This is a genomic window from Pseudidiomarina aquimaris, from assembly GCF_003987395.1.
GTDB lineage: Bacteria > Pseudomonadota > Gammaproteobacteria > Enterobacterales > Alteromonadaceae > Pseudidiomarina > Pseudidiomarina aquimaris.
The window spans coordinates 124,167-145,713 of the sequence record NZ_PIPT01000005.1; the positions used below are offsets into that span (position 1 = coordinate 124,167).

Sequence of the window (21,547 nt, forward strand, 5' to 3'; positions counted from 1 at the left end):
TTTTTTTATGTTTCATCCTAGCTTAAATGGGTGAGCCAGGAGGGAGTGCAGGGGCTGGCGCCAGTGGCCAAGCTTGTTGTTCAGAGAGCAAGCCTTGCAATGCTGCGACAAGGAAGCGTTGATGAGCACTCGCCGGCTGCTGTTGCCAACTGTTCAATTGATCCTGTAGGAAGGCATAAGCGGTGGCTTTGATAACTCCGCTTTGCGCTTGCTGATACAGTTCGACGATAGCGGTAAAGGCCTCAAAGGCAATGCGTTGCTCGGTGCTACTGGCAGTAACGGCATGGGCTGGTGCAATTGCTTGCTCCGCAATACTATCAAGCACATCGCGGGCACTTGGAATGTTGCTGTCCAAACGTTGTTGCTGTGCTAAGCGCTCAAGACGCGCATTATTAAGCAATAACTGCAGGGTGAAGCGCGCCGCACTGGCCGCGATGGTGTCGGCATCGGGCACTAAACTCGTGAAGCCGGTGAAGTTCTCTCGCGTGGCACTGCTGCCGTACGCATAGGGTAAAAGCAGTTGCTCAACTTGTTGTGGTAGCTGCAACTGCTCGGTGCTCAAAGCAGACGTGAGGATCGCCAGCGCACGTTGTTGCTGCGTAGCATTAACCGGGCGCGTTGCCACACTCGTGGCGCTGCTTGTCTTCGTTTTGACCGCATAGTCATAATGAACACCCGCAAGCATTTTCACTGCCGCTTCCAACTGATAACGGTGCAGCAAGTACATCGGAACCAATAGTGTACGGAGATCACTTACCGGAGCGCCGTTCGCAAGATTAGCCAGCCCAAATTGCTCCAGTGCGGTGCGGCGGACCGCCAGCACACGCTCAAGCTCGGTGACCGCATCACTGCCGTTGTCCCACAGGTGGGCATCTGGGTGCGCACCGCCGACCGGGCGGGCGTCGGCATCAGATATGAAGCTCAACCCAAGTTGTTTGTTCTCAGCGAGAATATCGGTGAGCGGGTCATCGCCGTAGCCATAGCGCACCACTTGCTTGTCCCACAGGCCGATGCCCTCAGCGTAGGCTCCAGCAAGGGTGATACCAGCATTGTCGGTGCTTAGGCTAATCAGTGGGTGTGGATAATCCATAACCGAGGCGCGGTCATGACTACTTGCGGCGAAATTGTGAGCGATGCCCAACGTATGGCCGACTTCATGCGCGGAAAGTTGACGGATCCGCGCCAGTGCCATGGCCTCGATGTCAGCTTCGAGTTGCGCTTGTTGCTCGGCGGTTAGCGCTTCGGCATAGGGCGCCAACAAGCTTTGCGCAATGAGCATGTCTTGGCGTACGCGCAATGAGCCAAGGGTCACGTGGCCCTTCAGAATTTCACCGGTGCGTGGATCAATTACCGACGCGCCATAAGACCAGCCACGCGTGGCGCGATGCACCCATTGAATGACGTTGTAGCGAATATCCATCGGGTCGGCGTCTGCTGGCAACTCTTTCACTTCATAGCCTTCAGGGTGACCTGCCGCAGCAAACGCAGCTTGCCACCAGCGTGCACCATCGAGTAAGGCACTACGCACCGGCTCTGGCACTCCAGGGTCAAGATAATAAGTGATCGTTTCGCCTTCGTTTAGACGGTGCCGCGGAATATATTTGACCGCCATCGATTCACCCAAGGGCACCGCATAATCACGGTGTTCTTCAGCCCAAAAGCCGCTCTTTGGGTGAAATTCGCGCGGCGTGTAGGCGTCGTCAGGCAAGCGAATAAAGGAATGATGCAAGTGCAGTGTTAAGTGGTCTGCGTCAGGGGCAACTTGGCGCACGTAACGCCCTTTGCCTTGCCCAGTAAAAGTGACTTTGGCCTCGAGCTCGGTATTGTCAACGAAGGCTTTGCTGCGCTCGGGATAGACCACACTGCGCTCAGCGGCAACCTTGTAGCTACCTTGATCCGTTTGCTGGAGACGCTGCACGACACCATGGGTGTCACTGAGTAAAAACGGAGTGTAATCGATCAACACGTGCTGTTGGTCTGCCGCGACGACGTTGAATCCAGCAATCACTGAGTCAGCGAAGGCTTCATTGATACTTGCGCGCTCGGCAGCGTTGTTCGAGTTGGCGCGGTAAAAGGTGTTATGGTGGGTCAACAGCGCTTTATTGCCTTGCAAATAAAAGCTCGCCACACGGGTTGCGCCAAGCTGTCCACGGTCAAGTCCAATGTCATTAGAGCCCAAGCCCCACGGCAAGCTGGTCTGAAAAATAAACTTTTGTTGTTGGCGAGGAACTTGCAGATAAACTGAGCCACTCTCGATATCGTGATAAAAATTAAAAAAGCCTTGGTGCGGCTGCATCGATTCGGTAAATTCACTGATAGTTGGAGTGCTTGCGTATGCAGCCGTACTGGCGAACCAACACAGCACCACCACAAGTGCCGACATGAGTTTTTTCATGGGGTTGTCCTTAAAACATGAATGTTCGAACTTGAATAAAAAGCGAGTCATCTATGGGTTATAACAAACCTGCGAATGAAAGTAATGCTTTCACCTTAGATCAGCGGTTAGCGCACGATACTTTGCGACTAGGTGCACTGCCATTGTGCGAGGTACTGTTATTTAATGATGCGCGTTACGATTGGTTGGTGTTAGTGCCGCGTCGGCCTTTGGTCACTGAGTTTCTTGATTTACCGGTCGCAGAGCAAACGCAGTTAGCGCTTGAAGTTCAGCAGGTGAGTCGTGCCTTGAAGCAGTGGCAGCCGCAGGCCAAGCTTAACGTTGGTGCGCTTGGTAACGTGGTGGCGCAGCTGCACATTCACCTATTGTTGCGACACCCGCATGATCCTGCCTGGCCGGGGCCTGTATGGGGGCATTCTGCGGCACAACCTTTTAGTGAGGCACAAGCTGCAGAGCGCTGCGCTTTTTGGCGTCAGCGTTTACAGTTGGAGCTATAGTTGTAAGCGTTAGGGAAGTACTTCAGCGATCTCTTGCTGGAGTTGTGCCACCCACTGTTGAATGCGTTCGTCACTGAATTCATATTGGCTATCTTCATCGAGCGCTAGGCCGACAAAAAATTCACCGTCAGGGGTAAGTGCTTTGGAGGCGGCAAAGTCATAGCCTTGATTGGGCCAGAAACCAATACGCACGGTTTCACTCGCCGCCAGTTCGTCATGTAACATGCCCAGCGCATCTTGAAACCAATCGGTGTAGCCGACTTGATCGCCCATCCCGAATAGCGCAACCACTTTGCCGCTAAGGTTGAGCTGGGAAATTTCCGCCCAGTGGCTTTCCCAGTCTTCTTGGATTTCACCAAAATCCCATGTAGAAAGACCAAAAATCAGCACGTCAAAGTCTTCAGCTTGCTGCAAAGGCACGTCTTTTATATTGAAAAGTTCGACTTGGCCTTCGGCAAATTGCTGCTGGATCTTCTCCGCGGCAATCTCGGTGAAACAAGTGGTGGAGCCATAAAACAAGCCAATTTTGGGAGTTGATGTCGCTGCCGTCATAACTGCTTAGGTTCCTTCGCGGTGCGTTGCTGTTGCTCAATTCGTGCTGGCAAGTGTATCAGATTGTGCGCCGCTTGTGGTATCCTACGGTGCCATAAATCCCCGTGTGGTAACAGCTAAAAGTGAGTAGGAGTTAAGGCGTGTCAGAGCAGAACTTTGCAAAGTACATTGAGCAATTAGAGCAGGTTTTTGACCAAGCTGTAGTGGAAGGCAACGATGATGAGCTATTTGCCAGCGGCTATTTACGCGGTCACTTTGATCTGGTTGTGGCACAACTTGAACTGCAAGAGCAAGCTGCTGTTGACGCGGTATTACCGGCATTGCGCGATGCCGTTGAACAAACCAAGCATGAATTGGCGCCTGCCGATCAACAACACATCGCCGCAATGATCGCGCGCTTAGAGCGAGCGGCAGCCTAAGCTGTTTGCAAGCGCTGTGGCTGCAATCGTTGCCACAGGTCAGTTGCCAGCGGCAGTGGTTGCCCTGACATAGCAGCCACCAGTGCTGTTGCGGCCAGCGGCGCCGCGGTAAAGCCTCGCGAGCCCAAACCACCTAACACCCACAAATTGTCAGCCAGCGCACCGACCATCGGCAAATGATCGCGGGTGGTGTTGCGAATGGCCGCGCGGTCATTTTGCGCAGTGAGCTCCGCAGACCACATTGCCGGCGCCAAGTTATCGCGTAAATTTTCGAGATTCTCTTCACGGTCTGCGTCGATGGGTACTAAGTCTTCGCTATCGCGGGCATAGGTTGCGCCAACGCAGTGCAGGCCTTGGTCGGCCGGGGTAAAGTACCCCTTGTAGCAAACCACCAATGGACAGCTCTCACTCACCTCTGTTGCGGCCACTTGTGTGACTTGCCCACGGACATTCTGTAATTGCACCTGAAACGGCGCAAGCAGTTGTTTTAAGGCCGCTCCACAAGCGAGCACGAGTTTCTTACTATGTCGGCGTGAGCCGTCCGCAAAGTGTAATTGCCAACCATTATCCAGCGCTTGCAATGCGGCTAATTCTTGTCGCTCGACGGTCACACCTTCGAATAAGCGAGTGACTACAGCTGCGGGTCTTAGCCATCCTCCGGCAGGGTAGTAGAGGCTTGGCTGCGCAGGCAGTTCGGACCATAATTCTTGCGTTGCAGCTGGCGCAAGGTGAGTCACCGTGGCTGCGTCGTAGCCGGGACCTTGTGCTTGTTGGCTGCGACAAATTTTTTCATAACGCGCGGCGCGGGCAGGGGTAAAAGCCAGTTGAACAACGCCTGTGGCAAACCAATCGTGTGGACATTGCTGCGCATAAAACTGACAGGCATAACCGAAGGCTTGGGTGAAAAACTCGGCTAACGGGCTGCGTTCGGCATGCAGTAGCGGATAAACCGCGCCTTGCGGGTTACCCGATGCAGCGTCCGCCACGCCAGCACTGATCACGGTCACCTTATAGCCTGCTTGTTGCAGTTGAAAGGCTGTGCATGCGGCTGCAATCCCTCCACCGACGACGGTTACCTCAGACGTGTTGTCGTTGCCTGGTCCTTTTGCGAGTTGTTCCCTGTGGGGCGCGGCGGGCAAATGACCGCGCAACATTTCCCGTTTACGGCCAAAGCCTTTAACTTTTTCAATTGCAAAACCGGCTGCTTGCAAGCCGCGGCGAACCGCACCAGCAGCTGTAAAGGTTGCAAAAGTCGCGGCCTCGCGACCACTTGCGGCCATTGCTTCATAGAGTGAAGGCTGCCACATATCGGGATTTTTATCTGGCGCAAAACCGTCGAGAAACCAAGCATCAACGCAGTCTTGTGCATGCGGTAGCCATTGCGGCAAGACTTCATGGATATCGCCCAACCATAAATCGAGTTGCACGCGGCCATTGGCGAAGCTGCGGCGATGACAGCCCGGTTCCGCCGCAGGGTAGGCGTTGATAAAATCTTCGGACAGATCCGCCAATTGCGGAAAGGCTTGTAATGCTTGTTGCAGATCTTGGCGTTTGAGCGGGAACTTTTCGAATGAAATAAAGTGTAATTTGAGCCCAGCCGGCGCATGCGCGAGAAACTGTTGCCATACTGCGAGAAAGTTTAAGCCGGTACCGAAGCCGCTCTCTGCAATCACAAAAGTATCGTGCGGGTGTGATTGCCAGCGTTGCTGTAGATCATTATGCTGTATAAAGACGTATTGGCTTTCGGCTAACCCATCTTGGTTGCTAAAATAGATATCATCGAAGGCGGTCGCCACAGGCATACCGAATTCATTAAAATGTATTTGAGCGTGGGAAGAATCGGTCACTGGCTTTCCGTACACTGGCACAATGGAATTGCGCACTAGTGTAACAATAATTCGCTATAATTGCGGAAAGCAGACCACTTTTTTATGCAAAACAGCTACCATACACAAGCGCTCAGCAAGACAGGAAACCAGAATGAGAAGAGCAGTGATAACCGGTATGGGCATCGTGTCCAGTATCGGCTTAAACCAACAAGAAGTACTTGAGTCGCTAAAACAAGGCCGCTCAGGTATCGAGTTTTCTCAAGAATTTGCCGATATGGGCCTGCGTTGCCAGGTCTGGGGACCGGTACGCACTAACCCTGCAGATCATATCGATCGTAAAGCATTGCGCTTTATGGGCAATTCAGCAGCTTATGCTTACATGGCAATGGCGCAAGCCATCGAAGATGCAGGCTTAAGCGAAGAGGAAGTATCTAATCCGCGCACTGGCCTCGTCGTAGGTTCAGGTGGCGCTTCTGGTGAACATCAAGTCGCAGCAGCAGATATTCTTCGTGAGAAAGGTGTCAAACGCGTTGGCCCTTACATGGTGCCACGTTGCATGGCTTCGACGACCTCAGCCTGTTTGGCAACGCCATTTAAGATCAAAGGTGTGAACTACACCATTAGTTCTGCGTGTGCGACCTCGGCGCACTGTATCGGCCATGCGCTTGAATTGATTCAATTCGGTAAGCAAGACCGCGTATTTGCTGGCGGTGGCGAAGAGTTGCACTGGACGCTTGGCATGGAATTCGATGCCATGGGTGCGCTTAGTACCAAATATAATGAAACACCGAGCAAGGCTTCACGTACCTATGACACCGACCGTGACGGTTTTGTGCCAGCTGGCGGTGGCGGTATTTTAGTGATTGAAGAACTGGAAAGTGCCTTAGCCCGTGGCGCAAAAATCTACGGTGAAATCGTAGGTTACGGCGCAACTTCAGATGGCTATGACATGGTTGCCCCGTCGGGTGAGGGCGCAGTGCGCTGCATGCAGATGGCAATGTCGACCGTTGATACGCCCATTGACTATCTCAATACCCACGGTACCAGTACGCCGGTCGGCGATACCAAAGAGCTAGAAGCGATCCGTGAAGTGTTCCCAGAGCAAACGCCAATGATCAGTGCGACTAAAGCAATGACTGGACATGCCTTGGGCGCTGCGGGTGTGCATGAGGCTATTTACTCATTGTTGATGCTCAACCATGGCTTTGTCGCACCTTCGATTAATGTCGAAAACCTCGACCCAGCGGCGAAAGACATGAACATCATCACCGCGATGGAGCCGGCGGAATTGACCACGGTCATGTCGAACAGCTTTGGCTTTGGTGGCACGAACGCGACCTTGGTACTGCGTAAGTATCAAAGTTAACGTTTAGCCTTACTGAGGTTTGTAAAGTATTGCTTGAAAAGGTGCGCTGCGGCGCACCTTTTTGTATGCTAACCCCACCTTTTTGCCGTCATAGCGAAGACCCATGTTATTAGTTGCTGATGCTAACTTGCCCGGTTTTACTCGATTGGTCGACGAGCTGAATGCGCAATGTGAAACCGCACTGCAAGTTGAAACCTACACCGAGCGGCAGCCGCCCAAGGCATTGCTGGCACGGGCCGATGCTTTATTTATTCGTTCGGTGACGCGGGTTGATGCCGAACTATTGGCGCAGGCACCACAGTTGCAGTGGCTTGGGACTGCAACCATTGGCACCGACCATGTGGACGTGATCGCCCTGCACGCGGCGGGAGTGCGTTTTCATAGCTGTCCTGGGGTGAACGCTAATGCTGTAGGGGACTATGTAGCGAGCGCGATTGCCGCGCTGAGTTTGGCGCAAGATGCCTTGCCAACCGGAGAGGTGGCGATAATCGGCGCCGGCAATACCGGTCGTGCCGCTGGACAGCGTTTAACAGGTTTGGGGCTGAACGTTCATTATTATGATCCGCCGCTCGCTGCCGCGGGTGTTGCAGAAGTGCATGCCGATTGGCAGCGCGTGTTGCAGTCGCAAGTGGTGAGCTGCCATGTGCCGCTAACCGTGCAAGGTGAGCACCCAACCCGCCACCTGTTCGACGCCAAGGCTTTAGGCGAGTTTGCTGGCGGCGAACAGGGTAAGCTATTGATCAACGCAAGTCGTGGACCGGTGGTTGCCGAACAGGCTCTGGCCGAAGTGATTGCAGGCGGCGCGCAGTTACAAGCGGTGCTAGATGTCTGGGAGCATGAGCCCGCAACGAAAACAGAGGTCATCGAGTTGTTGGTGTTAGCGACTCCGCATATCGCCGGGCATAGTTTTGCTGGCAAGCTCGGTGGCAGTTGGCAATTATTGAAAAAATGGTTGACGGATCAAGGCTTAGCTCTACAATTGCCAAGTTTCCAACAGTTCCTACAGGGCTACCCAGAAGGCCAAGCTGTCGTTCAACAGGCGCCAGACGAGCCGGACTGGCGCACATTGTGTCGTTGGATACTTCAGGTCTATGACATTCGTAAAGATGACCAACTTTTGCGGCGAACGGCACGGCAGCCAGCAGCCTTTGATGCGTTACGGCGAGACTATGCTGTGCGCGCTGAGCTCAGTCAGCTACACTTGCAAGCAGGAGCATGGGCACAGACGCGGCGATGGCAGAAGTGCTTAACAGAACTAACATTTCAAATTGATTAAAAGGGGACATCATGTCGCGAGCATTTAATGTTGCGGTTTTAGGCGCTACCGGATTAGTGGGCCAACATATGATTGAACTACTGGCCGAACGAGACTTCCCAGTTGCGCAGTTATTTCCCCTCGCAAGTAGTCGCTCTGCTGGTACCACCGTTGCGTTCAAAGGCGAAGATATCGAAGTACTGGACGCTGATACCTTTGATTGGACGCAAGTGGAATTAGGCTTTTTCTCCGCCGGCGGGAGTATTTCGCGTACCTTTGCACCACGCGCCGCTGAGGCTGGCTGTATCGTCATCGATAACACCTCGGAATTTCGCTACGAAGAAGATATCCCGTTGGTTGTGCCTGAGGTTAATGCCCATGCGCTTGCTGACTTCCGTAATCGCAACATTATTGCCAACCCGAATTGTTCTACCATCCAGATGTTAGTGGCCTTGAAGCCCATTTATGATGCGGTTGGCATCGAACGGATCAATGTCGCCACCTACCAGTCGGTGTCAGGGGCCGGTAAAGAAGCAATGGACGCGCTGGCGCAGCAAACGGCGAGCCTGATGAACGGGCGCCCACTAGAAAATGATTTTTTCGCACGGCAAATGGCGTTTAACTGTATTCCGCAAATTGACGTATTTTTGGATAACGACTACACCAAAGAAGAAATGAAAATGGTCTGGGAGACCCAAAAGATCTTTGGTGATCCAACCATTCGGGTCAATGCGACAGCCGTGCGTGTTCCGGTTTTCTATGGCCATGCTGAAGCGGTCCATATTGAAACCCAGCAACCGCTTGATGCGGTGCAGGCCAAAGAACTTTTGCGCCAAGCACCGGGCGTGGTGCTGTTTGATGCCAATGAGGACTTCCCAACGCAAGTCAGTAATGCGACAGGCCACGACGAGGTGTTTGTCGGTCGGGTAAGAAACGATATTTCACACCCTCAAGGTCTTAACTTGTGGGTCGTTGCTGACAACGTGCGTAAAGGCGCAGCAACCAACAGTATTCAAATTGCTGAACATTTGATAAAAGACTATATTTAAGTAAGTTTTTGATTTCACTTAGTTCCAACAACGACAGCAATAAGGACGGGAAAGTGATGGTAAGGATGATCATAGCAGCAGCCTTGGCGCTGGTTGTGGCCTTTTCAGCTGCCGCTTTAGCGCAACAAGGGCCGCGTGCATCGCGTTGGCAAGCGGAACAATTTGGTCCTATCGTACCCACCGACACAATGTGGAGCATTGCCGGTTACTACAGTCGGCAGCAGGGCGTGAGCCTGTACGAAATGATGGACAGTATTGTTGCGGCGAACCCTCAAGCCTTTCGTGACAACCGTCCTGACTTCATGTTTACGGGGTTCTTCCTCGAGATCCCTGAGCTTGGCGAAGGAGCTACAGTGGCGGAACGTCCTGCTGCTGTCGTTGCCGACGCTGATGATAGCGCTGAAGCCGAGTCGGTGAGTCAACCCGCGGTTGCACAAAGCGCAGAAACCGATACTCCGGTCGACACCTCTGTCGAGCGGGAAATTGCCATCTCGGTTTCTGAGTTACAAGCATTACGCACCCAGCTTTCCGACTCAATTGATTTAATTGAAAATTTACAAGGTGAGAACAGCGAGCTGCAAGAGCGCTTAGCGGCGGTCACCCGCGAACTTAACCTTCTGCGTGCGCGTGCCGACGAAGAGCAACAGGCCTCGACCGAAATGGAATTGTTAGCTGAGGAACTGAGCAGCGAAGAGCTTACCAGCGATACTATTACCGCCGAGCCAGAGGCAAGCACGCCAGCGACAGAGGACGCCCAGGCAGAGCCTGAAACAGCAGCTCCGACAGAACCTGAAGCAGATGTGGCTGCTGAACCAGCAGCGCAGGCAGAAGCAACAACAGAAACGCAAGTTAACGCGGAGTCTGACGTTGCTAGCCAGACCGTTGCCGCGCCTGCGCAAACGCCGGTGACGAGCAAGCGTAAACAAGCGACCTGGCTCGATTGGCTGATGAAGCCGCTGCACTTAGCAGTGCTGGGTGGTTTGCTGATTATCTTGCTAGGACTGCTTGCTTACGCACTTTATGTACGCCGAGTGAACCGTGAAATTGAAGAGGGCGGTAGCGCCGAATCTCAACAGGATGAGCCTGCGCTAGATGCGGAGCAAACGGTGTCAACAGCCGCCGCTGCAGAAGCGGCAAGCGCAGATGAGAGTGCGACGGAGTCGACGCCTGCGGATGCAAGCGAAGATTGGCAAGAAACCAGCGTTGATGATGACTACGCCGAGGTGACCGATGTCGATCTTGATGAATATCTGCGCGAACGTGAGGGAGAGCAGGTAGAGAGTGATGCCAACGACGCGGACCCTATGTCGAAAGAAGTGGACGCTTTATTGGCGATGGACTTCCCTGGGCCTGAGAGTGAAGCTGAACCTGAGCCAGAGGTATCCGAACCTGCCGAAGATATTGCCGAATTCCGTGTCACCGCATCAGAGCCAAGCGCGGAGGATGCCGTCGATAGTGAAGATCAGACGCGCGGCGAGCTTGATGCAGCACTCGATTCATTTGGTGGATTGCGTCTAGATGATGACGCCAAAGATACGACGGGCGCTGATGTTGAAGAGACAGCGGATGAAGCTCACAAAACTCAGCCTGCTGAAGAGCACGAGGATTACTTGTCGATTGAAAGCCTAATGGAAGAGGCAGAAACCGAAGCAAGTGAAGAACACGACGACCCGTACGATAAAGAAAAGCTTGGTGATGCACTCGGCGGTGATGAAAACGATTCAAATGAAATCGATCTCAGCACAGAAGCCATGTTGGATGAGAGTAAGTCACCTGCTGCCAAGCTTGACCTTGCGCAAGTCTATATCGATATGGGTGAGTTAGATGATGCGCGGGATCTGCTCGAGAGCATCAAAGACTGTGGTGATGAAGAAGCCGAGCAGGATGCTGCGGAGTTATTGAAAAAGTTAGCTGAACAGGGCGGTCGATGAGTAGTACGCGCTTTGCGCTGGGTATCGAGTACGATGGTAGTCACTATTTTGGTTGGCAACGACAGCGTGAAGTCGTTGCCGTCCAAGAAGTTTTAGAGAAGGCCTTAAGTAAGGTTGCCAATCATCCTGTGGAAGTTGTCTGTGCGGGCCGCACAGATGCTGGGGTTCATGCGACGGGACAAGTTGTTCACTTCGATAGTCAAGAACCGCGAAGCGATGCTGCTTGGACCATGGGAATAAATAGTAACTTACCCGCCGATGTTGCGGTGCGTTGGGTACGTCAGGTGCCGGAGGATTTCAGTGCACGCTTTAGTGCGACGGGTCGGCGTTATCGCTATATCATCTGCAACACGCGACTACGGCCGGCAATTTTAGGCCGTGGTGTCAGTCATTATCATTTCTCACTGGATGCCGAGAAAATGCATGCAGCGGCACAAGGGTTGCTTGGTGAAAACGATTTTAGCTCGTTCCGTGCCGCACAATGCCAATCACATTCACCGAATCGCTGTGTGACGCACATCGAGGTAACCCGTCAACAAGATTTTGTGGTGGTCGATATTGCCGCAAATGCCTTCTTGCACCATATGGTGCGCAACATTGTTGGGACCTTATTGACGGTTGGGCGGGGTGAACAGCCGATAACCTGGCCTGCCGAGCTGCTTGCCAAACGCGACCGTACCTTGGCAGCGGCGACCGCTAAAGCCGAAGGTTTGTACCTTGTTCAGGTGGACTACCCAGCACAGTACGGACTGCCGGTGATGGCTCCAGGGCCGCTGTGGTTACCTGACGCAGAGCACTAATAAGACCACTTTTTACTGCAAGGCCGACGCAGAGTATGCTTTAATACAAGGAATTTGAGGCCTTTGCCGAAGTCATTTACAGAGAATTAAGACACGATATGAGCTGGATTGAGCGAATTCTTGCAAAACCCAAGAGTGGTAAGCGCCGCAACATCCCTGAAGGTGTGTGGACAAAATGTACCAGTTGCGACGCCATTATTTATAGCGCGGACCTAGAGCGCAACCTCTATGTCTGCACGAAGTGCGACCATCACATGCGCATGTCAGCACGTCGCCGACTTGATAGTTTTCTCGATAGCGAGAGCGGAACGGAAATCGGTGCTGAGCTCGAGCCGAAAGACATTCTCAAGTTTCGTGACTCGAAAAAATACAAAGACCGTATTGCCGCGGCACAGAAAGCGACCGGTGAGAAAGACGCGTTAGTTGCGCAAAAGGGCAAACTGAAGGGTATGCCAGTGGTTGCCGTTGCCTTTGAGTTTGACTTCATGGGCGGCTCGATGGCTTCCGTGGTGGGTGCACGCTTTGTAAAAGCTGCTGAAGTTTGTTTGCGTGAGAGAATTCCATTAGTGTGCTTCTCGGCTTCGGGTGGCGCACGTATGCAAGAAGCTTTAATGTCACTGATGCAAATGGCAAAAACCTCAGCTGCGCTGGCGCGCATGAGTGAAGAAGGCTTGCCGTTTATTTCAGTGCTCACCGACCCTACCATGGGTGGCGTTTCTGCCAGCCTTGCTATGCTCGGTGATGTTAATATTGCTGAGCCTAAAGCTCTGATTGGTTTTGCTGGCCCTCGAGTGATTCAGCAAACAGTGCGGGAAACCTTACCTGAAGGTTTCCAACGCGCAGAGTTCTTGCTCGATCACGGTGCGGTTGACATGATCGTCGATCGACGTCAAATGCGGAACCGCATTGCTGCGTTATTGGCGAAGTTTCAACATCACGCCCCCGTAGCTGACGAATATTGATCCGACCTTCATGAGTGAAACACCTCTTGCACCATCTGCTACAGCCGGGCTTGATGCCTGGCTGTCCTATTTAGAAGCATTGCATCCAACCGAAATCGAGTTAGGTCTCGAGCGTGTTCAAGCCGTTGCACAACGGCTAAAAATCCAACCGGGAAAAGCCAAGGTCATCACGGTCGCCGGAACCAACGGTAAAGGTTCGACGGTGCGTTACCTTGAGACGATTTTGCGTGCCGCTGGTTATACCACTGGTGTCTATATTTCACCCCACCTGGTGGATTATGAAGAGCGGGTGCGAGTGAATACCCAGCAGTTAGACGCTCAGCAGCACGTAGAAGCCTTTCAAGCCGTTGAGCAGGTGCGTGGCGATACTTCGCTAACCTACTTTGAGTTTGGCACGTTAGCAGCCATGTGGCTGCTCCAACAGCACGAGCTGGATGTGTGGATACTCGAAGTTGGGCTAGGAGGGCGACTCGATGCCGTCAATTGCATTGCTGCTGATGTCGGAGTGATTACCTCGGTAGGCATCGACCACGTTGCCTTTTTAGGCCCCCATCGCGAGGGTATTGCGCGAGAGAAAGCGGGGATTTTTCGCCCTGGCCGCGCTGCTGTTATCGGTGAGCCCGACTTTCCCGCCGACATTTTAGCAGAGTTACATCAGCGCAGTATCGAGCCTGCGCGCGTTGGCGTGGATTTCAATTACCGCAGAAACTCCGATCAAAGCACTTGGGACTATGTTGGGCGGTCTAGCGTGTTGCGCGGATTGCCGCTACCTCAGCTCCCCTTACCGAACGCAGCAACGGCACTAAAAGCATTGGAAAAGTTAGCGTTACCCGTCTCGCAACAGGCCATCAAAGAAGGGTTGCAACATGCACGCGAAAGCGGACGCTTGGAACTCCGTGCTGGCAATCCAAAGGTGTTACTTGATGTTGCACATAATCCACATGCCGCAACGTTCCTAACGCAGCATATCCAAGCGACGTTACCAGATATGCCCGTGTTTGCCGTGGTAGGGATGCTACAAGATAAAGATATCGAGGGCACATTGGCGGCTTTAGCACCTGTAGTGACCCAATGGTTTTTCGCTGATTTAGCTGGGCCCCGTGGCGCCAAAGCGGAACGTTTAGCGCAAGCTGACGCCGCTGAAAATGAACGCCCGCGGCAGACCTTCGCGAATGTAGCTGCGGCTTTTGATGCTGCCCGCGCAGCCGCAGTCGAACAAAAGCGAGAAACACTAGTATTGGTGTGTGGCTCGTTTTACACTGTCAGTCAAATTCCTCAAACGGAGTAAGCATGGCGTCGCAACTTCAAAACCGTATCGTCGGAAGTATTATTTTGATTGCATTGGCGGTTATTATTCTGCCCGAATTACTAGATGGTAAGCAGGTGAAAGAGCAGCAGGAGTTAGCGGCAATTCCCATGCAACCCGACGCTGATGTGGTTGAGAAGACGGTGGTTCTGCCGAGCGACGAACTGGCGGGCACACCGATTGAAGTCGATGGCCTCGAACCCTTACCCGAAACAGTTGAGTTGACCGCCGAAGACGCTCCCAGTGTTTCAACTGAGGCCAAACAAGAGGTCGTCGCCAAGCCAGCACAACCGGTCACGACCTCATTGTCTGAACCTGGTTATGTGATTCAACTTGGCGCCTTTAGCAATGCTGAATCCGTCGCGGCGCTCATCAAACAATTGCAAGCACAGGGCTTTGCGGCCTACAGCGAAACAGCGCAAGTGAATGGTAAAGCTCTGACCCGTCTATTCGTCGGGCCGGCGCTAAGTGAAGCGGAACTCGAAGCGCAACTCCCTGAGTTGCAGAAGCTAACAGGCCTTGCGGGTCGTGTAGTAAGTTACGAACCGTAAAGCTAAATAAAAAGTGGCGTTTTTCGAGTTGTTTTCTGTTAAACTGCGCGCGTCTTAAACAGCCTTAGGAACTTCCTTATGGTCTGGATCGATTATGCGATTTTAATTGTTATCTGCCTATCGACGTTAGTCAGTTTGGTGCGCGGCTTTATCAAAGAAGCCCTCTCACTGGTCGTATGGGTAGCGGCGTTTTTTGTAGCTAGTTGGTATTACGCCGATCTTGCCTCTTATTTCACTGGTTTGAATGACCCCATCGTACGCAATGCCGTTGCGGCTTTAGCCCTGTTTATTACCACGCTTATTGTGGGAGCTGTGGTGAACTATGTCATGGGTCAGCTAGTGCATAAAACCGGTCTCACCGGCACAGATCGCGTGCTGGGTGGTGTCTTCGGCGCCCTACGTGGCGTGCTTATCGTTAGCGCATTACTGTTTTTCTTGGATAGTTTCACTGGCTTGGCGAGCACCGATTGGTGGCACCAGTCATTGTTGATCCCGCACTTTGGTGTCTTTATCCAATGGTTTTTTGAATACTTTGAGCAAACGTCGAGTTTTCTCCCTAATTAAGTAAATGAGGTTGTTCTAGCATGTGTGGAATCGTCGGTATAGTAGGTAAAGATCCGGTCAACCAAGCCTTGTATGACAGCTTAACGATGCTCCAGCATCGTGGCCAAGATGCCGCAGGCATCATGACGGTTCACAACGATACCTTGCGTTTGCGCAAAGCAAACGGTTTAGTGCGTGATGTGTTTCATACGCGGCACATGCACCGGCTTGCAGGGCGTGTTGGTATTGGTCATGTGCGCTATCCAACTGCTGGTAGCTCAAGCTCGGCAGAAGCACAGCCGTTCTACGTCAACTCGCCGTTTGGTATTGCCATGGCGCATAACGGTAATCTGACGAATGCGCAGGAAATTCAAGAGCAACTCTTTGCGAAAGCACGTCGCCATATCAATACCACTTCCGACTCAGAGATCTTGCTGAATATTTTTGCTCATGAACTGTATCAGCAACAAAGTCTTGAGCTAACCGCTGATGACGTCTTTGCCACAGTAAGTCGTGTGCATCGTCAAATCCGCGGCGCTTATGCGGTAGTAGCAATGATCATTGGTTTTGGCATCGTGGCGTTTCGTGACCCATGGGGCATTCGCCCATTGGTACTTGGTAAGCGAGAAACGCCAAACGGTAACGAGTACATCGTGGCATCAGAAAGTGTCGCGATTGATGGTACAGGATTCAAGTATGAACGTGATATTGAGCCGGGCGAAGCGGTCTATATTACGGAAGACGGCGAACTGTATTCACGTCAATGCGCCGATAACCCGCAACATTGCCCATGTATTTTTGAGTACGTGTACTTTGCGCGTCCTGACTCGTTCATTGATAAAATCTCGGTTTATGCGTCACGCGTGAACATGGGTCGTAAATTGGGTGAGAAGATCAAGCGTGACTACGCTCACCTCGATATTGACGTGGTCATTCCAATTCCGGAAACGAGCTGTGATATTGCTCTTGAGATGGCGAATATCCTTGATTTGCCGTATCGCCAAGGCTTCGTCAAAAATCGCTATATCGGCCGGACTTTTATCATGCCGGGGCAAACACAACGGCGTAAGTCAGTACGACGGAAGCTGAATGCAATCGGTGCGGAATTCCGCGGTAAAAACGTTCTGCTGGTCGATGATTCGATTGTGCGTGGTACGACTTCAGAGCAGATTATTGAAATGGCGCGAGAGGCTGGAGCTAAGAAGGTTTACTTTGCTTCTGCCGCCCCTGAGATCCGTTTCCCGAACGTCTACGGTATCGATATGCCAAGCGCCAACGAACTGATTGGTCACGGTCGTGAAGCAGATGAAATCAATGCGCTGATTAAAGCAGATGGCTTGATTTACCAAGACCTAGAAGACTTAATTGCTGCGGTGAAAGAAGAGAATCCGTCTATTCAGCAATTCGAAACTTCGGTTTTCAGCGGTGAATATATTACCGGTGATATTAACCAAACCTATCTTGATCGTCTCGATGCGGCGCGTAATGATGTGGCGCGTCACGGTGGTGATGGTGAGGAAGATGCCAATCTAGAGCTACACAACGAAAACGACGACGATTAAGAGCGTGAAAAGCGATGTTTGCTATTTGCTGTTTGATGTTTGCTGAAAGCTAAAAGCTAAAGGCGATGTTTGCTATTTGCTGTTTGATGTTTGTTGAAAGCCAACACTAGAGCGTTTTAAATCATTGGCGAACATCGAACATCGAACATCGAACATCGAACATCGAACATCGAACATCGAACATCGAACATCGAACATCGAACATCGAACATCGAACATCGAACATCGAACATCGAAAAAAAGAGCCCGCGATGCGGGCTTTTTTTATACCAGTTGGAACGGGTAGACTGAGCCGAGTTTAAGGATTTGTGTGAGCTCGTCGAGCGCGCTGCGTGATTCACTTAACAACTGTGGGTCACGTAAGTCGTTAACACTCAGTTCCTCACGATAATGCTTGTCGACCCACGCGTTGAGGCGTGCAAACAAGTCATCGTTCATGATGACAGCAGGGTTCACCGCGGCAAGTTCGTCGTCATTTAACGCAACCCGCAAACGCAGGCAAGCAGGGCCACCGCCGTTACGCATACTTTGTTTGACGTCAAAGAAGTGTACTTTCTTGATTGGCGTATTGCGCTGAACAAGATCTTCTAGATAGGCTTTGACGCGTGGGTTTTCTTCACACTCGGTCGGCGCAATAATCGCCATAGTACCGTCTGGCATGGTCAACAACTGAGTGTTAAACAAGTAAGTTTGTACGGCATCTTCGACCGATACTTCGCTGGTTTTGACACAAATAAAGTGTACCGGCTCGGCGCCAAACTTCCGTTGAATTTCCGCGAGCTTGGCTTCGGTATCTAAGAATGCCTGCTCGTGGTAGAACAAGACGTTTTGGTTGCCGACGGCAATGACGTCGTTATGAAACACGCCTTGATCGATAACGTCTGGGTTCTGCTGAATATAGACGGTATTCTCTTCGCTCAGACCGTGCAGTCGTGCGATGGCCTGTGAGGCTTCATAGGTTTGTCGTGCCGGGAATTTAGTTGGCGCTGGCTTACTACTGTCAAAGGCATAACGGCCGAAGGTAAAGATCTCAACACCCGCATTGCCGTAGTTGTTGCACAGGCGCGTGTGGTTAGCGGCGCCTTCGTCACCAAAGTGTTCGTTATCGGGCAGGTGCAAATGATGTTCGAAATAACGTGAGTTATTGAACATTGACTGTAAAATACGACCACTGGTTAACGGCTCTAATGAACGGTGAAACTTATTCGTTAAATTCGCTGGGGTGAAGTGAACCTTACCATTTGCCGTGTCAGCTCCTGGTGAGACAGTGGCAGCATTTGCGGTCCACATACTTGAAGCCGAGCACACAGCCTGATAAATTTGCGGCGCTTCGGTGGCTGCCTTGTAAAGGACTTCGCCATCGTTGCCGGTAAATCCGAGACGACGCAAGGTTGCAATGTCAGGACGTTCATGCGGAGCAAACACTCCCTGGACCATGCCCATGTCGTGTAAGGCTTTCATTTTAGCGAGGCCTTGCTTGGCTGCGGAGCGCGGGCTCGAGGTGGCTTTTGCGTTTGATAATGACGCGACATTACCAAAAGAGAGGCCCGCATAATTGTGGGTGGGGCCTACAAGACCGTCGAAGTTCACTTCAAAGTGTTGAGTGCTCACGAATTCCTCCATTGCAGTTGCAAGCAAGTGATTGGCGGCTATTATACCTACAACAGGCCCCTTGTGTAAGCCCTGAATAGGCGTAAGTCCGCGTCTTACAAGGTGATCCGAGGAGCGCTTGCATAGCTATAAGTAATCAACGAATTTTTATTAAATTTGCTTCGCATGGTTGTTTACTGTGAACAGAAGCGATATATCTAAAAAAAGATCCCATCTTATTAGGACACGAAGGACGCATGGCAAAATCGCTAGTAATTGTCGAGTCGCCAGCCAAGGCTAAGACCATAAATAAATATTTAGGCAACGATTTCGTAGTGAAGTCGAGTGTCGGCCACGTACGTGACCTTCCTACGCGTAGCACCGCAGAAGTGGCGAAAAAGTCGCCTGCCGAAGTGCGCAAAATGACGCCTGAGCAAAAAGAAAAGTATCGGCAAGCACGCGAGTTTAAAAAACTTGTGGCGCGCATGGGGGTCGATCCCGAGCATGGTTGGGATGCCCACTACGAAGTATTGCCGGGTAAAGAAAAAGTCGTGAGTGAATTACAAAAGCTCGCCAAAAAGGCAGATGCTGTTTATCTCGCAACGGATTTGGACCGCGAAGGGGAGGCGATTGCCTGGCACTTACGCGAGCTCATTGGCGGCGATAGTGAGCGCTTCCGCCGCGTTGTCTTTAACGAAATCACCAAAAATGCGATCCAAGATGCTTTCTCACAACCTGCGCATCTGAACCTAGACCGTGTAAACGCGCAGCAAACGCGTCGTTTTCTTGACCGTGTTGTGGGCTTCATGGTGTCGCCGTTGTTGTGGAAGAAAATTGCCCGCGGACTGTCTGCGGGGCGCGTGCAGTCAGTTGCCGTACGCTTAGTGGTCGAGCGTGAGCGTGAAATCAAAGCCTTTGTGCCGGAAGAGTTCTGGGACATCTATGCTGATCTCAGCACTGCACAAAAGCACGACTTGCGCATGCAAGTTGCAAAGTATCTTGGAAAGACCTTTAAAGCGGGCGATAAAGAGGCTGCTGACAAAGCCGTAGCAGCTTTAAGAGACGCTGTTTATAAGGTCATCAATCGCGAAGATAAACCGACCAGCAGCCGTCCATCGGCACCCTTTATCACTTCGACCTTACAGCAAGCAGCGAGCACGCGTCTAGGTTTTGGCGTGAAGAAAACGATGATGCTTGCGCAGCGATTATATGAAGCGGGTCATATTACCTATATGCGTACGGACTCGACCAATCTAAGCAAAGAGGCGGTGGCGACCTGTCGTGATTACATCGGCAAACAATACGGCAAGGACTATTTGCCGGAGAAGCCGAATGTGTACGGTGCCAAGCAAAATGCGCAAGAAGCGCACGAGGCGATTCGACCGTCAAGTGTATCGGTTAAGTCTGAGCAATTGCGCGACATGGAGCGTGATGCGCAGCGTCTTTACGAGTTGATTTGGCGCCAATTTGTGGCCTGTCAAATGACCCCAGCGCGTTATGACTCCACTACCTTGACCGTGGGTGCTGGTGATTACGAGCTTAAAGCTCGCGGCCGGGTAATGCGTTTTGCCGGTTGGACGAAAGTGCAACCACCAGCTGGCTCCAAGAATGCGGACGATGCGACCTTGCCTGACGTGAAGAAGGGCGATGAGCTGAGTCTACAGGCACTGGACCCGCAGCAACACTTCACCAAGCCACCTGCGCGCTTTAGTGAAGCCTCTTTGGTGAAAGAGTTAGAGAAACGCGGAATTGGTCGTCCGTCGACCTATGCCTCGATTATTTCGACGATTCAAGATCGTGGCTACGTGCGTGTTGAGAATCGCCGCTTTTATGCCGAGAAAATGGGCGAAATTGTGAATGACCGCCTTGTTGAGAATTTCTCGCGGCTATTGAACTACAACTTCACCGCGGAAATGGAACAGGCGTTGGATGACATCGCCGAGGGCAAACGTGACTGGAAAGCAACCCTTGATGCGTTCTATGAGGAGTTCTCGAAGAAGCTAGAGCGAGCCGAGTTACCTCCTGATGAGGGCGGTATGCGCGGCAATGAGATGGTTCTTACTGATATCGACTGTCCAAAGTGTGGCCGGAAGATGGGCATACGTACGGCTTCGACTGGCGTTTTTCTCGGCTGTTCAGGCTATGAGCTGCCACCGAAAGAGCGTTGCACACAAACGTTGAACCTACTGCCAGGTGAAGAAGCGGTGAAAGTCAGTGATGACGATGAAGCCGAAACCGAAGCGTTGCGCGCGAAGAAGCGTTGCCCGAAGTGCGGTACCGCGATGGATAGCTATCTCATCGACAAAGAACGCAAGCTGCACGTTTGTGGTAACAATCCAGCGTGCCCTGGACAGCTGGTTGAATATGGTGAGTTTCGGATTAAAGGTTACGATGGTCCCGTACTCGAGTGCGATCGCTGTGGCAGTGATATGCAGCTCAAGACTGGACGCTTTGGCAAGTATTTTGACTGCACGAATGATGAATGTAAGAACACCCGTAAGCTATTGAAAAACGGTCAGCCTGCACCACCGAAGGAAGACCCAGTGCCGTTTCCAGAGTTGCCTTGTGAAAACTCTGATGCCTACTTTGTGTTGCGCGACGGTGCGTCAGGCGTGTTCATGTCGGCCAATACCTTCCCGAAATCACGAGAAACACGTGCGGTAAAAGTGGCCGAGTTGCAGCGCTTTAAAGATCGTATTCCGCAAAAGTTTCATTATTTGACTGAAGCGCCAGCGCAAGACGATGATGGCAATGACGCGATTGTGCGGTACAGCCGTAAGCAAAAAGAGCAATATGTCATCACCGAAGAAAATGGCAAGCCAACGGGCTGGCAGGCTTATTACCGTGACGGTAAATGGCAAGTCAAAGAGAGCAAAAAGCGTAAGAAATAGCCCGCGTGCAAATCCGCTCTTACCTGCTTGCGGCGGGTAAGAGCAGTGA

17 protein-coding genes are annotated in these 21,547 nt (G+C 52.0%); 13 read left to right on the forward strand and 4 right to left on the reverse strand.

Annotated elements, in window-relative coordinates:
• Positions 1-22 precede the first annotated feature (22 nt).
• Positions 23-2,395, reverse strand: coding sequence for a zinc-dependent metalloprotease (locus tag CWE21_RS07610; protein WP_126833849.1), 2,373 nt, complete (start codon positions 2,393-2,395; stop codon positions 23-25).
• A 53-nt stretch (positions 2,396-2,448) separates the two neighbouring features.
• On the opposite strand from CWE21_RS07610, the gene CWE21_RS07615 reads away from it, so the two are divergent.
• Positions 2,449-2,892 carry an HIT domain-containing protein gene (locus CWE21_RS07615; RefSeq protein WP_126833850.1) on the forward strand — a complete coding sequence of 148 codons (444 nt, stop codon included), beginning with the start codon at positions 2,449-2,451 and terminating at the stop codon, positions 2,890-2,892.
• A gap of 9 nt (positions 2,893-2,901) precedes the next feature.
• Here the strand turns inward: CWE21_RS07615 and fldB are convergent, their stop codons facing one another.
• The gene (gene fldB, locus CWE21_RS07620) at positions 2,902-3,444 is read right to left on the reverse strand and encodes a flavodoxin FldB (protein ID WP_126833851.1); all 543 of its coding nucleotides are present in this window, start codon (positions 3,442-3,444) and stop codon (positions 2,902-2,904) included.
• A gap of 140 nt (positions 3,445-3,584) precedes the next feature.
• Here fldB and CWE21_RS07625 point away from each other — a divergent pair, with 140 nt between their 5' ends.
• The gene (locus tag CWE21_RS07625) at positions 3,585-3,863 is read left to right on the forward strand and encodes a YfcL family protein (RefSeq protein ID WP_126833852.1); all 279 of its coding nucleotides are present in this window, start codon (positions 3,585-3,587) and stop codon (positions 3,861-3,863) included.
• Here CWE21_RS07625 and mnmC read toward each other — a convergent pair.
• On the reverse strand, positions 3,860-5,710 hold the full coding sequence (gene mnmC / locus CWE21_RS07630) for a bifunctional tRNA (5-methylaminomethyl-2-thiouridine)(34)-methyltransferase MnmC2/FAD-dependent 5-carboxymethylaminomethyl-2-thiouridine(34) oxidoreductase MnmC1 (protein ID WP_241970248.1): 1,851 nt from the start codon (positions 5,708-5,710) through the stop codon (positions 3,860-3,862). The two genes, CWE21_RS07625 and mnmC, sit on opposite strands and share 4 nt — an antisense overlap.
• Positions 5,711-5,843: 133 nt before the next feature.
• Between mnmC and fabB the strand changes: the two genes are divergently transcribed.
• From fabB to purF, 10 genes are all read left to right on the forward strand, one after another.
• Complete coding sequence (gene fabB / locus CWE21_RS07635; RefSeq protein WP_126833853.1) at positions 5,844-7,058, forward strand: beta-ketoacyl-ACP synthase I; 1,215 nt, start codon at positions 5,844-5,846, stop codon at positions 7,056-7,058.
• A gap of 103 nt (positions 7,059-7,161) precedes the next feature.
• The gene (locus tag CWE21_RS07640) at positions 7,162-8,334 is read left to right on the forward strand and encodes a 4-phosphoerythronate dehydrogenase (protein ID WP_126833854.1); all 1,173 of its coding nucleotides are present in this window, start codon (positions 7,162-7,164) and stop codon (positions 8,332-8,334) included.
• An 11-nt stretch (positions 8,335-8,345) separates the two neighbouring features.
• On the forward strand, positions 8,346-9,362 hold the full coding sequence (locus CWE21_RS07645) for an aspartate-semialdehyde dehydrogenase (RefSeq protein ID WP_126833855.1): 1,017 nt from the start codon (positions 8,346-8,348) through the stop codon (positions 9,360-9,362).
• 56 nt (positions 9,363-9,418) lie between these two features.
• Positions 9,419-11,293, forward strand: a complete 1,875-nt coding sequence (locus CWE21_RS07650) for a FimV/HubP family polar landmark protein (RefSeq protein ID WP_126833856.1) — start codon at positions 9,419-9,421, stop codon at positions 11,291-11,293.
• Positions 11,290-12,093, forward strand: coding sequence for a tRNA pseudouridine(38-40) synthase TruA (gene truA, locus CWE21_RS07655; RefSeq protein ID WP_126833857.1), 804 nt, complete (start codon positions 11,290-11,292; stop codon positions 12,091-12,093). The genes CWE21_RS07650 and truA overlap by 4 nt, the downstream gene beginning before the upstream one ends.
• 98 nt (positions 12,094-12,191) lie before the next feature.
• The gene (gene accD, locus CWE21_RS07660) at positions 12,192-13,055 is read left to right on the forward strand and encodes an acetyl-CoA carboxylase, carboxyltransferase subunit beta (RefSeq protein ID WP_126833858.1); all 864 of its coding nucleotides are present in this window, start codon (positions 12,192-12,194) and stop codon (positions 13,053-13,055) included.
• 10 nt (positions 13,056-13,065) lie between these two features.
• Positions 13,066-14,343, forward strand: a complete 1,278-nt coding sequence (gene folC / locus CWE21_RS07665; protein ID WP_126833859.1) for a bifunctional tetrahydrofolate synthase/dihydrofolate synthase — start codon at positions 13,066-13,068, stop codon at positions 14,341-14,343.
• 2 nt (positions 14,344-14,345) lie between these two features.
• The gene (locus tag CWE21_RS07670; RefSeq protein WP_126833860.1) at positions 14,346-14,912 is read left to right on the forward strand and encodes an SPOR domain-containing protein; all 567 of its coding nucleotides are present in this window, start codon (positions 14,346-14,348) and stop codon (positions 14,910-14,912) included.
• Positions 14,913-14,990: 78 nt separating this feature from the next.
• Positions 14,991-15,476, forward strand: a complete 486-nt coding sequence (locus CWE21_RS07675) for a CvpA family protein (protein WP_126833861.1) — start codon at positions 14,991-14,993, stop codon at positions 15,474-15,476.
• Positions 15,477-15,496: 20 nt separating this feature from the next.
• Positions 15,497-17,017 carry an amidophosphoribosyltransferase gene (gene purF, locus CWE21_RS07680; RefSeq protein ID WP_126833862.1) on the forward strand — a complete coding sequence of 507 codons (1,521 nt, stop codon included), beginning with the start codon at positions 15,497-15,499 and terminating at the stop codon, positions 17,015-17,017.
• Positions 17,018-17,281: 264 nt separating this feature from the next.
• On the opposite strand, the gene astB is transcribed toward purF, so the two are convergent.
• The gene (astB, locus tag CWE21_RS07690; RefSeq protein WP_241970249.1) at positions 17,282-18,628 is read right to left on the reverse strand and encodes an N-succinylarginine dihydrolase; all 1,347 of its coding nucleotides are present in this window, start codon (positions 18,626-18,628) and stop codon (positions 17,282-17,284) included.
• 236 nt (positions 18,629-18,864) lie between these two features.
• Between astB and topA the strand changes: the two genes are divergently transcribed.
• Positions 18,865-21,498 carry a type I DNA topoisomerase gene (gene topA, locus CWE21_RS07695; protein WP_126833864.1) on the forward strand — a complete coding sequence of 878 codons (2,634 nt, stop codon included), beginning with the start codon at positions 18,865-18,867 and terminating at the stop codon, positions 21,496-21,498.
• Positions 21,499-21,547: the final 49 nt, after the last annotated feature.